Here is an 11,567-nt window from a genome sequence, read left to right as displayed (position 1 = left end):
CAGTTCCCCGCGCCCCTGAAAGATGAAAAGCAGGGGCGCAGCCCTGCTTTTAGGGGCGCGGGGAACTGCGCGATCGGCCCCCACCGGGCCGCAGACGACGCCGCAGGTCACGGAGAGGTAGGTTCCAGGGAGGACTTTCCGGAAGGATGAGGGATGGCTGAGGCCCTGAAGAACTGGGCGGGGAACATCACGTACTCCGCCAAGGAACTGCAGCACCCCCACTCCGTGGACGCACTCCGCTCCCTGATCGCCCGCAGCCCCCACGCCCGAGTGCTCGGCAGCGGACACTCCTTCAACCTGATCGCCGACCCCGGCCCCGAGGGCACCCTGCTCTCCCTCACCGCACTCCCCCCGTCCATCGACGTGGACACGGCGACCCGTACGGTCCGGGTGGCCGGCGGCGTCCGGTACGCGGAGCTGGCACGGACGGTCCACGAGCACGGTCTCGCCCTGCCCAACATGGCCTCCCTCCCGCACATCTCCGTGGCGGGCTCGGTGGCCACCGGCACCCACGGTTCGGGCAACGCGAACGGCTCGCTGGCGTCCCCCGTACGGGAGGTCGAGCTGGTCCTCGCCGACGGGTCGGTCCTGGCCGTCGACCGCGACGACGCCCGTTTCGGCGGCGCCGTGACCTCGCTGGGCGCCCTCGGTGTCGTCACGGCGCTCACCCTCGACCTGGAGCCGGACTTCGAGGTCGCCCAGCATGTGTTCGGCCCGCTGCTACTCGCCGGGCTGGACTTCGAGACGGTGTCGGCGTCGGCGTACAGCGTGAGTCTGTTCACCGACTGGCAGCGGTCGGGGTTCGTACAGGCGTGGGTGAAGCGGCGTACGGACGTGCCGTGGGACGGCTTCCCGTGGGCCGAGCCCGCCGCCGAGGCGATGCATCCGGTGCCGGGGATGCCCGCCGTGAACTGCACGCAGCAGTTCGGCGTGCCCGGACCCTGGCACGAGCGGCTGCCGCACTTCCGGCCCGAGTTCACCCCGAGCAGCGGCGCCGAGCTCCAGTCGGAGTACCTGCTCCCGCGTGCGTACGCCGTCGACGCCCTGCATGCCGTCGACGCGATCCGCGGGACGGTGGCGCCGGTGCTGCAGATCTGCGAGGTGCGCACGGTCGCGGCGGACAGCCAGTGGCTGAGCCCGGCGTACGGACGGGACACCGTGGCGTTCCACTTCACCTGGGTCGAGGACACGGCGGCCGTGCTGCCCGTGGTGCGGCGGCTGGAGCAGGCCCTCGCGCCCTTCGACGCGCGTCCGCACTGGGGGAAGGTGTTCACGGCGGAGGCCTCGGACCTGCGCGGACGTTATCCGCGGATGGCCGACTTCAAGGCCCTGGTGGAGGAACTCGACCCGACGGGGACGTTCCGGAACGACTTCGTGGGTTCGGTCCTCGGGTCCTGAGCGGCGCCTTCCTACGTGTGGTCGTCGACCCGCCCGGTGAACTCCAGCAGCGCCGTCGCGAGCGCTTCCGGAGCCTCCTGGGCGACGAGGTGGCCGACCCCTTCGAGGTGTACCGCGGTGATCTCCCCGGCGGACACCTGGCGGAAGGTGTTCTCCGTGAAGGGGTGGCTCGCGCCTTCGACCGTGAGCACCGGGACGGTGAGCGGACGGGACTCGGCCAGGGCCCTGGTCGCGCCCGCGTCCTCGAAGACGGACCGGTACAGGCCCTCGGTGCCCCGCCAGGCGTCCGGACGCGCATAGGTGCGTACGAACTCGTCGACGTCGTCCTCGGTGACGGCACCCTCCGTGCCGTTCATCAGCGGGAAGGCCCAGTCGGCCAGGAACTCGCGTTCGTGGCCCGGCAGGAGCATCGCGGGGACACCCGGAGCGCCGAGGAACCCGACGTGCCAGGAACCGGAGTGGTTCACGTCGGCGAGGGCTTCGAGCCCGTATCCCGCGAGGGTCGTCTCGATCCCGGTGAAGCTGCGGACGTCCTCGGGGTGCGTGGCCGCGAAGCGGAAGCCGGTGCCGCCGCTGATGTCCTGGCACACGAGGTGGACGGGGCCCGCGCCGATGTGGCCGACCAGGTGGTGCAGGTCCTCGGCGGAGACCGTCTCGCCGTAGGCCGCGTCCGCCGCGTTGCCGGAGTCGCCGAAGCCTCGGAGGTCGAGGGCGAGGACCCGGTGGGAGCGCGCGAGCAGCGGTATCAGTTTGCGGAACGCCCACCAGGTCTCCGGCCAGCCGTGCACCAGGAGGATCGGTGAGCCGGTGGTGCCCGCGGAGACGTAGTGCAGGCGTGTGCCGTTGAGGTCGGCGAGGTGGTGGGTGATGCCCGGCAGGGTCGCGCCGGAGGGCTCGGAGGACAGGGTCGTGGTCACGGGGGCTCCTGGAACTTCTAGATGGACAACCTCGTTGTCCAATACGGTAGACAACCCGGTTGTCGATGTCAAAGGTGGCCGTATGCTGGCGACATGTCCAGATCAGGCGCCGACCTCGCGCTGCTCCTGCTCGCCGCCTTCCGCACCCTGGCGGATCGGGCGACCACCGAACTCGCCGATCGCGGGTACGAGGACGTCCGGCCGGTGCACGACTTCGCCCTCCACTCGATCCTGTCCGGCGCGGACAACGCCTCCGAACTCGCCCGCAGGATGTCGGTCACGAAACAGGCCGCCGCCAAGACGATCGCCGTCCTGGAGGAGCGCGCGTACGTCGTGCGCGAGCCCGACACGGCCGACCGCCGGCTGATGCGGCTCCGCGTCACCGAGCACGGGCTCTCGCTGCTGCGGGAGGGCGAGGCGATCTTCGACGAGCTGCGCGAGCAGTGGGAGGAGCAGGTGAGCGGCGTGGCGGACGCGGCCTCGCTCACGGCGGTCGAGGAGACCCTGCGCGCACTGGTCGGGGACAACGCGATCCGCCTCGATTCACCGGGCTGGATCGCGCGCGACCTGAACACCTAGGGGACACCCAGGGATCTCCGCGACACCGTCGGCACCGCCCCTTCACGCGGTCGCGTGGCCACGAGGGACTTTGTAAAGCCCCTTTCCTAAGGGGTTGTCGAAAGGGCGCGGCGGTCATAGCCTTGCGCGGCGCCGGGGCCCGTCGGGTTCCGTCATGTCCCCGCGTGGGCCGAACCTTCAGCCGGCCGCGGGGCGGAGGGATCGAGGGGGCACGTTCTGGTGAAGCGCACATCACGCGACATCCGCACCGCGAACCGCTACGGGGTGCTGCGCCAGATCATCGCCCACTCCCCCACCTCCCGGCAGGAACTGGCCGCCGCGACCGGACTGAGCATCGCCACGGTCGCCACACTCGTCGGTGAGCTGCTCGATCTCGGGATGCTCACCGAGGTCGGCTTCGAGGACTCCGCGGGTGGCCGCCCGCGGGGACTCGTCGCCGTCAACGCGTCCGGGGGCGCGCTCATCGGCGTCGACATCGCGGAGACGTACGTCCGGGTCGAGCTGTTCGATCTCGCGCTGGACGTGCTGGCCCGCGCGGACGAGGACATGCGCCCCGGTGAGATCCGTCCGGAGCAGGTCGTCGGGCATGTCGCCTCGGCCGTCGGCTCGGTGGTCGCGCAGGCCGGGATCGAGGGCGCGCGCGTCCTCGGGGTGGGCGTCAGCGTGCCGGGGCAGGTGGACCGCGAGGCCGGTGTCTCGGAGTACGCGCCGAACTGGGACTGGCACGACGTGCCGCTGCTCAACCTGCTCGCGGAGCACATCGCGTACCCCCTCTATCTGGACAATCCGCTGCGCGCCTGCGCGGTCGCCGAGCTGTGGTTCGGAGCCGCGCGCGGGCGCGGGGACGCCGTGGTGGTGAACCTCGGTACGGGTGTCGGGGCCGGGCTCGTCCTGGGCGGCGGGCTGCACCGCGGGGTCAGCAACAGCGCGGGCGAGTGGGGCCACACCACCCTCGTCCTGGACGGGCGGCCGTGCCACTGCGGCAACCACGGCTGCGTGGAGACGTACGTCGGCGCGCCCGGCATCATGCTGAACCTGCGGGAGTCGAGCCCCGGCAGCCCGCTGCTGCACCCCGAGGACCAGACGGCCACGATCGACGCGCTCGCCCGCGCGGTCGCCGACGGGGACCCGGTGGCCGTCGAGGTGGTCCGCGACACCGCGCGCTTTCTCGGCGCCGCCATCGCCGACCTGGTGAACCTCCTCAACCCCGAGGTGGTCGTGCTCAGCAGCTGGGTCGCGGCCACGCTCGGTGAGCCGCTGCTGCGGGAGGTGCGCGGGGCCGTGGCCCGGCGCGCGCTGAAACGGCCGCTGGCCGGCACCGAGATCGTCCTCTCCGCCATTCCCACGGACCCGGTCTGCCTGGGCGCGGCGACGTTCGCACTCGAAGGAACCCTCAACTCGGCGGGCCCGAAGTCCGCGGGCCCCGACCGGCTCCCGGGCGGCCGGGCCACCGCGCCGCGTCCCACCGCCCCCGCGAGGAGCCGTACCGCGCCGACGTCGTGACGGTCGTGTGCAGCTGCAACGGCGGTACGGATCCGGCCGGTCCGGACAGTGGGGAACAGCGGCACCGGGGCCATTGATGCATGGCCTGCACACCTTTGCGTCCGGCATTCCGGACGCCGCGCAACGCTTCGAACAGACTTCGTCCAACCCCTTGCCGAAGCATTAGCCGAAGGTTAACGTCCCGCACCCCACAGCGATTTCGAGCCGCAGCCGTAGGGGGATCACCGCCGTGCTCGGATCACAGCCGGACAAGAGACAAGGACGTCACAATGTCGGCATTGAGCAGCAGCAACTGGGATCGTCGTTCCGTTCTGCGGGCCGCCGCGGGCCTCACCGCCCTCGGCCCGCTGGCCGCCTGTGGCGGCAACACCGGCCGTGAGGGCGGCGGCAGTTCGGGCAAGAGCCTCGTGCAGTACTTCCACGCGTACGGCGAAGCCGGTACGCAGGAGGCGATCAAGCGGTACGCCAAGGCCTACGACGAGGCCCGGGTGACCACCCAGTGGATCACCGGCACCAACTTCGAGAGCAAGCTGTTCTCGTCGCTGCTCACCGACAACGCCCCGGACGTCTTCGAGTTCCACCCCCAGCTCCAGCTGATCAAGAGCGGTCAGGTGGCGCCGCTGGACGACATCCTCGGCCCGGTCAAGGACGACTTCAATCCGGCGGACATCACGTCCCACACGGTCGACGGCAAGGTCTACGGCGTCCGGATGATCGACGACCCGCAGTTCTTCTTCTACCGGAAGTCGCTGCTGGAGAAGGCCGGTCTCGGGGTGCCCCAGACCCTCGACGAGCTGGCCGAGGCGGCGGACAAGCTCACCACCGACAAGGTGAAGGGCCTGTTCCTCGGCAACAACATGGTGTCGACGAACTACGCCCTGGTCTGGGCGGCCGGCGCCGACCAGCTGAACGACAGGAACGAGATCGCCTACCACACCGACGACGTGGCCGCGGCGCTGAAGACGTACCGCAAGATGTTCACCAGTGGGCATCTGCTCCTGGACGCGCCCGCCGACTACTGGGACCCCTCCGCCCTGGTCCAGGGCCTCACCGCGATCCAGTGGTGCGGGATGTGGGCCATGCCCGTGATGCAGGAGGCCCTCGGCGACGACCTCGGGATCTTCCCCTTCCCCTCGGCGGCCTCCGGCGCCAAACCCGCTGTGTACAACGGGGGTTGGTCGATGTTCGTGAACGCCAAGGGCAAGAACGTGGACCTGGCGAAGGAGTACGTGAAGTGGCTCTGGATCGACCAGAAGAAGTACCAGGAGGACTGGGCGCTCAGCTACGGCTTCCACATACCGCCGCGTAAGTCGCTCGCCGCGTCCGCCACCAAGCTCAAGTCGGGGCTGCCCGCCGAGGGCGTCAAGCTCTTCACCGACTACGGGCGCTTCGACAACATCTCCTGGACCCAGGCGATGATCACGGCGCTGGAGGAAGTGGTCGCCAACTCGGTCCGCAAGGGCATGGACCCGGAGAAGGCCCTCGACGCGGCGGACGTGAAGGTCAACCGCGAACTCAAGAAGCTGTTCGGATAGGCCGGCGGACAGGCAGCGCCATGTCGACCACACCGCCCCCTCCCGCCACTCCGACCACCCCGGCCGCTCCGACCGCCTCGACCGCCTCGACGCGTGACGCCGGCCGCCCCGCCTCCGCGAAGGCCCCCGGACCGGGAACCGGACGGTCCCGAAAGGGCGTGCGGGGCAGCACGCTCAGCTTCTGGATCTTCACGGGCCCGTTCCTCGTCGGCCTGGTGATCTTCGTCTACATCCCCATCGGGTGGAGCGCCTGGCTCAGCTTCTTCGAGGCGCGCTACACGGTCACCCCCGACAAGTTCATCGGCTTCGACAACTACAGGCTGATGCTGACGAACGGCGACTTCACCGGTTCCCTCGTCACCTTCACCGTCTTCGCCGCGATCATCGTGCCGGTCACCTGGGCGCTGTCGCTGGGCCTGGCGCTGATGGTGCACCGGCTGCGCTTCATGAAGGCGTTCTTCCGGTCGGTGTTCTTCCTGCCGACGGCGTGCAGCTTCGTCGCCGCCTCGCTGATCTGGAAGATGTCCCTCTTCAGCGGGGTCCGCTTCGGCATGATGAACACGGTCCTCGGCTGGTTCGGGGCCGAGAACATCGCCTGGCTCGCCGACCCGAACCCGCCCTGGTACTGGCTGGTCATCGTGACCGTCCGCCTGTGGCTCCAGGCCGGCTTCTACATGATCCTGTTCCTGGCGGCCCTGCAGAACATCCCGCCCGTGCTGTACGAGGCCGCCGCGATCGACGGCGCCAAGCCCGGCTGGCAGACGTTCCGCCACATCACCCTGCCCCAGCTGCGGGCCACCTCGACGGCCGTGATCCTGCTGCTGCTCGTGGCCGCGTACCAGGCGTTCGACGAGTTCTTCAATCTGCTGTCGAAGACGACGTGGGGGCGCCCGCCGCTCGTCGAGCTGTACTACACGGCGCTGGGCGACGACCAGGACTACGGCGCCGGCAGCGCGGGCGCCGTCATCCTGACCCTGCTGATCTGCATGGTGACCCTGCTCCAGGGCAGGTTCCTGGGCTTCGGAAAGGGGGAGGACTCCAGGTGACGACCGTCGTTCCGGCCCACAAGGCCGATGCCGAGCCACCCGACCGGTCCGAGCACTCCGGGCGCAGGCGCGACCGACGGGGCGTACTCGGCTCCGCGGGCCTCTACTTCGCAACTGCCGTCTGCGCCCTGCTCTTTCTCGTCCCCTTCTACCTCATCGTCCGTAACGCCCTGTCCACGGACGCCGAGATCACCGGCGAGAACTGGCAGTGGTTCCCCACCACCGTCCAGTGGGGCAATGTCACCGAGCTGTTCGACGACACGACGGTCCCGTTCGGCCGCTCCCTCGGGAACTCGGCGGTCGTCGGCATCCTGCACACCCTCGGCACGCTGCTGGTCTGCTCGCTCGCCGGCTACGGCCTCGCCCGGATCCCGTACCGGCACGCGAACAAGATCTTCTACGCTGTCCTGGTGACCCTGATGGTGCCGGCCGCCGTCACCTTCGTACCGAGCTTCGTGCTCGTCTCGTCGCTCGGCTGGGTGTCGAGTATGCAAGGTCTCATCGTTCCGGGGCTCTTCAGTGGTTTCACCTGCTTCCTGTTCCGGCAGTACTTCCTGGGGTTCCCCAAAGAGCTGGAGGAGGCGGCGCGCGTGGACGGGCTCGGGTACTGGGGTGCGTACTGGCGCATCGTCGTGCCCAACTCGCTGAACTTCTTCGCCGCGATCGCGACCATCACCTTCATCAGCGGCTGGAACGCCTTCCTGTGGCCCCTGGTCATCGGCCAGGACCAGGAGGCGTGGACCGTGCAGGTCGCGCTCTCCTCGTACATGACGAATCAGACGGTCAACTTCCATCTGATCTTCATGGCCACCGCAGTGTCCATCCTGCCCCTGGTGCTCGTGTTCCTGTTCCTCCAGCGCTGGCTGGTGCAGGGGGTCGCGCAGACCGGCATCAAGGGCTGACCTAGGAGAACGATGTCTGTCCGCACCACCTCGTCCCCGTCCGCCGAGTTCTCGTACGTCGAGGACGTCTCGCCCGGGAGCGGCGCGCTGCCGCCCCGGGCGTGGTACGCGTCCTCCGACGCCGCCTCCCTCTCGCTGAACGGCAGTTGGCGTTTTCGCCTGTCCGCGACGGCCGACGCCGAGGACGACTCCTTCGCCGGGCGGGGGTACGACTCCGGGGACTGGGCGGAGGTGGCGGTACCCGGGCACTGGGTCCTCCAGGGCAACGGGGCCTTCGGTGCGCCGATCTACACCAACCACCTCTATCCCTTCCCGGTGGACCCGCCGAGGGTGCCGACCCGGAACCCGACCGGTGACCATCTGCGGTACTTCGACCTGCCGGACGACTGGCCCGACGTCTCGGACGCGAAGGGGTCCGCCGGGGGCGCGGTCCTGCGGTTCGACGGGGTCGAGTCCTGCGCCCGGGTGTGGCTGAACGGCACGGACATCGGGGAGTTCAAGGGGTCCCGGCTGCCGCACGAGTTCACGGTCGGGCATCTGCTGAAGCCCACCGGGAACGTGCTCGCCGTCCGGGTCCACCAGTGGTCGGCGGGCTCGTACCTGGAGGACCAGGACCAGTGGTGGCTGCCCGGCATCTTCCGGGACGTCACCCTGCTGCACCGGCCGGCGGGCAGCGCGCTGGACTTCTTCGTGCACTCCTCGTACGACCATCGTGAGGGCACCGGGACCCTGCGCGTCGACTCCGACGTCGACGGCCGGATCGTCGTGCCGGGCCTGGACATCGATGTCGAGACCGGCCAGGCCATCACCGTGCCGGTACGGCCGTGGACGGCGGAGACACCGCACCTGTACGACGCCACCCTGGTCACGCCCGGGGAGCGGGTCGCGCTGCGGATCGGCTTCCGTACGGTCGCGCTGGAGGACGGCCTGATCAAGGTCAACGGCCGGGCGATCCTCTTCCGTGGCGTGAACCGGCACGAGTGGCACCCCGAGCACGGCCGCGCCCTGGACCTGGAGACCATGCGCGAGGACGTGCTGCTGATGAAGCGGCACAACCTGAACGCCGTACGCACCTCGCACTACCCGCCCCACCCGGCGTTCCTCGACCTGTGCGACGAGTACGGGCTGTGGGTCGTCGACGAGTGCGACCTGGAGACCCACGGGTTCACCGAACAGGCCTGGCGCGACAACCCGGTGGACGACGACCGCTGGACCCCGGCGCTCCTCGACCGGGCGGCCCGCATGGTCGAGCGCGACAAGAACCACCCCTCGGTCGTCCTCTGGTCCCTGGGCAACGAGGCGGGCACCGGACGCGGTCTCACCGCCATGGCCGAGTGGATCCGCGGCCGGGACGGATCGCGGCTCATCCACTACGAGGGCGACTGGAACTGCCGTGACACGGACGTGTATTCACGGATGTACGCGGACCACGCGGAGGTCGACCGGATCGGCAGGGGCCAGGACGGCGGCCCCCTCAAGCGGCGCCAACTCCCGTTCATCCAGTGCGAGTACGCGCACGCCATGGGCAACGGACCGGGCGGACTGGCCGACTACCAGCGGCTCTTCGAGGCGCACGACCGCATCCAGGGCGGCTTCGTCTGGGAGTGGATCGACCACGGCGTCAAGGACGAGCGGTACGGCTTCGCGTACGGAGGTGACTTCGGCGAGGAACTGCACGACGGGAACTTCGTCTGCGACGGGCTGGTCTTCCCGGACCGCACGCCCTCACCGGGACTCCTGGAGTACAAGAAGGTCGTCGAGCCGGTCCACATGGAGGGGGACGGCGTCGACGGCGTGGTCCGGATCGCCAACCGGTACGACTTCGCGGACCTGTCGGCACTGGCCTTCGAGTGGTCGTACGAGGTCGACGGCGAGACGGTGGGAACGGGCACCCTGACCGTGCCGGCGCTCGCGCCGGGCGACTCCGCCGACGTGAAGCTGCCCGAGCCCCCGGTGGACGTGCGCGAGACGGAGACCAGGTGGACGGTCCGGGCGGTGCTCGCGGGGGACACGGCCTGGGGGCCGAAGGGGCATGTGGTGGCATGGGTCCAACTCTGGCGTGCCCCACGGCAGTTGACCGCTGTCACGGCCCGCAGGCGCCCCGTCCTCGACGGCCGGGGGCGCATCACGCTCGGACCGGCCGTGTTCTCCGCCCGCACGGGTGAGCCGGTGACCGTCGGGGGGATCGACGTCAGCGACCTGAAGCTGGACGTGTGGCGGGCCCTGACCGACAACGACGAGGGCGCGCCCTGGCAGCCGGACATCCGCCACGGCGTGCTGTGGCGCAAGCTCGGCCTGCACCGGATGCAACACCGCCTGGAGGCGGTGGAGTTGTCGGACGACGCCCTGACGGTACGGACCCGGGTGGCACCGGCCGCGTCGGACCTGGCCCTGCGCACGGTCTACCGGTGGACCTCCGACGGGCCGAGGCTGAAGCTGGCCGTGTCAGTGACGCCGGAGGGCGACTGGCAGGTGCCGCTGCCACGGCTCGGCATCCGCTTCGGGCTGACCGAGGCCGACCGGGTGAGGTGGCACGGCGGCGGCCCCGGCGAGGGGTATCCGGACACCGACTCGGCTTCCGTGCTCGGCCGTTGGGAGTCCACGGTGGACGATCTGCAGACGCCGTACGTCCGGCCGCAGGAGAACGGCGCCCGCACCGACGTCCGCTGGGCGGAGATCGGCCGGGGGCCGGACTTCCCGGCCCTGCGCGTCGAGGGCGGGGTGCCGTTCTGGTTCACGGCCCGCCGCTGGACGAGTGAGCAACTGGACGCGGCGCGGCACCTGACGGACCTGACGCCCGGCGACACGGTGTGGGTCAACCTCGACCACGGCCAGCACGGCATCGGCTCCCAGTCCTGCGGTCCGGGCCCGCTGCCGCGGTATCAACTGGCGGTACGGCCGACCGAGTTCTCGTTCGTGTTCGCGGTACCGGAGGCGGGGTTCGCGGTGCCCGGGGCAGGGGGCGGGTCCTAGAAGTCGTCCACCCAGACCACGATCCCGGTCCAGCCGGAGAGCACCGCGGCCGTGCCCGCGCGGACCGCCGCCGCGCAGCGGGCCGCGGTGAACGACTCGGGGTCGTAGGTCGAGGACATGCCGAGGCCCTCCCCGCGGAACGACGCTCCGGACCAGTCGACGGCGGTCACGTTGTGGGTGGGCTCGGCCAGTTCCGCGCCCACCACCAGGAACTGCTGGGAGAGATGGTTCGGGGTGACCGTCGCCAGCGCGTCGATCAGGTCGTTGCCCGCGCTCACCACGAGGTCGGGGCCCAGGTCGATCGCCCTGTCGACGGCGGGGACCATGTCGGAGGCCTCGGTCACGGTCTCCGTGCGCAGGTCCACCCGCTCACGGTCGGCCCACTCCCGCACCGCCTTCACCAGCGCCTTCGTCGGCCGGTCGTCGCCCGCTGTCAGCAGGACCACCCGGTAGCCCTCGGAGGGCCGGACCGCCGACCAGGAACCGGGCCGCGGGGTGACGGTCGCCTCCGGCGCGGGCGAGGCGGCCGGGTCGACGAACCCCGCGCCCAGCGCACCGACGGCGGAGGGCCGCGGGTGCGGCTGCGACCAGTCGTCGCCGTCGCCGCCGCATCCGGTGGCGAGGGCGGCGACCGCGACCGCGGACGAGGCCAGTGCGGCGGCGGTCAGGAGCGGGCGGCGCAAGTCGATCGTCCTCCGTGACAGGGCGTGACAG

The 11,567-nt window shown here is 70.4% G+C and carries 9 protein-coding genes; 7 read left to right on the top strand and 2 right to left on the bottom strand.

Annotated elements, in window-relative coordinates; all coding sequences use genetic code 11:
* Positions 1-153: 153 nt before the first annotated feature.
* Positions 154-1,398, top strand: a complete 1,245-nt coding sequence (locus ACFVH5_RS23235; RefSeq protein WP_385835561.1) for a D-arabinono-1,4-lactone oxidase — start codon at positions 154-156, stop codon at positions 1,396-1,398.
* Positions 1,399-1,409: 11 nt separating this feature from the next.
* Here ACFVH5_RS23235 and ACFVH5_RS23230 read toward each other — a convergent pair whose 3' ends face one another.
* On the bottom strand, positions 1,410-2,315 hold the full coding sequence (locus ACFVH5_RS23230) for an alpha/beta fold hydrolase (protein ID WP_385835560.1): 906 nt from the start codon (positions 2,313-2,315) through the stop codon (positions 1,410-1,412).
* A gap of 93 nt (positions 2,316-2,408) precedes the next feature.
* Between ACFVH5_RS23230 and ACFVH5_RS23225 the strand changes: the two genes are divergently transcribed.
* The 6 genes from ACFVH5_RS23225 (at position 2,409) to ACFVH5_RS23200 (ending at position 10,853) form a co-directional block, all read left to right on the top strand.
* Positions 2,409-2,894 carry a MarR family winged helix-turn-helix transcriptional regulator gene (locus ACFVH5_RS23225; protein WP_384799707.1) on the top strand — a complete coding sequence of 162 codons (486 nt, stop codon included), beginning with the start codon at positions 2,409-2,411 and terminating at the stop codon, positions 2,892-2,894.
* Between the two features lie 219 nt (positions 2,895-3,113).
* On the top strand, positions 3,114-4,397 hold the full coding sequence (locus ACFVH5_RS23220) for an ROK family transcriptional regulator (protein ID WP_385835557.1): 1,284 nt from the start codon (positions 3,114-3,116) through the stop codon (positions 4,395-4,397).
* A gap of 269 nt (positions 4,398-4,666) precedes the next feature.
* Positions 4,667-5,932 (top strand): ABC transporter substrate-binding protein, encoded by a 1,266-nt coding sequence (locus tag ACFVH5_RS23215; protein WP_385835555.1) that lies wholly within the window; start codon positions 4,667-4,669, stop codon positions 5,930-5,932.
* 20 nt (positions 5,933-5,952) lie between these two features.
* The gene (locus ACFVH5_RS23210) at positions 5,953-6,978 is read left to right on the top strand and encodes a carbohydrate ABC transporter permease (RefSeq protein ID WP_385835553.1); all 1,026 of its coding nucleotides are present in this window, start codon (positions 5,953-5,955) and stop codon (positions 6,976-6,978) included.
* Positions 6,975-7,880, top strand: coding sequence for a carbohydrate ABC transporter permease (locus ACFVH5_RS23205; RefSeq protein WP_385835551.1), 906 nt, complete (start codon positions 6,975-6,977; stop codon positions 7,878-7,880). Before ACFVH5_RS23210 ends, ACFVH5_RS23205 begins: the two co-directional genes overlap by 4 nt.
* Positions 7,881-7,892: 12 nt before the next feature.
* Positions 7,893-10,853 (top strand): glycoside hydrolase family 2 TIM barrel-domain containing protein, encoded by a 2,961-nt coding sequence (locus ACFVH5_RS23200; protein WP_385835550.1) that lies wholly within the window; start codon positions 7,893-7,895, stop codon positions 10,851-10,853.
* Here ACFVH5_RS23200 and ACFVH5_RS23195 read toward each other — a convergent pair.
* The gene (locus ACFVH5_RS23195; protein WP_385835548.1) at positions 10,850-11,536 is read right to left on the bottom strand and encodes a hypothetical protein; all 687 of its coding nucleotides are present in this window, start codon (positions 11,534-11,536) and stop codon (positions 10,850-10,852) included. The genes ACFVH5_RS23200 and ACFVH5_RS23195 overlap by 4 nt on opposite strands.
* Positions 11,537-11,567: the final 31 nt, after the last annotated feature.

Source organism: Streptomyces sp. NPDC127119, assembly GCF_042677425.1.
GTDB lineage: Bacteria > Actinomycetota > Actinomycetes > Streptomycetales > Streptomycetaceae > Streptomyces.
The sequence above is the reverse complement of the archived record's forward strand: the minus strand, read 5'-3'. Positions and strand labels throughout refer to the sequence as shown.

What these genes read in the sequence shown, in the direction of transcription:
- ACFVH5_RS23235 (WP_385835561.1), top strand. Translation starts at nt 154, where the DNA reads ATGGCTGAGGCCCTGAAGAACTGGGCGGGGAACATCACGTACTCCGCC.
- ACFVH5_RS23225 (WP_384799707.1), top strand. Translation starts at nt 2,409, where the DNA reads ATGTCCAGATCAGGCGCCGACCTCGCGCTGCTCCTGCTCGCCGCCTTC.
- ACFVH5_RS23215 (WP_385835555.1), top strand. Translation starts at nt 4,667, where the DNA reads ATGTCGGCATTGAGCAGCAGCAACTGGGATCGTCGTTCCGTTCTGCGG.
- ACFVH5_RS23210 (WP_385835553.1), top strand. Translation starts at nt 5,953, where the DNA reads ATGTCGACCACACCGCCCCCTCCCGCCACTCCGACCACCCCGGCCGCT.
- ACFVH5_RS23200 (WP_385835550.1), top strand. Translation starts at nt 7,893, where the DNA reads ATGTCTGTCCGCACCACCTCGTCCCCGTCCGCCGAGTTCTCGTACGTC.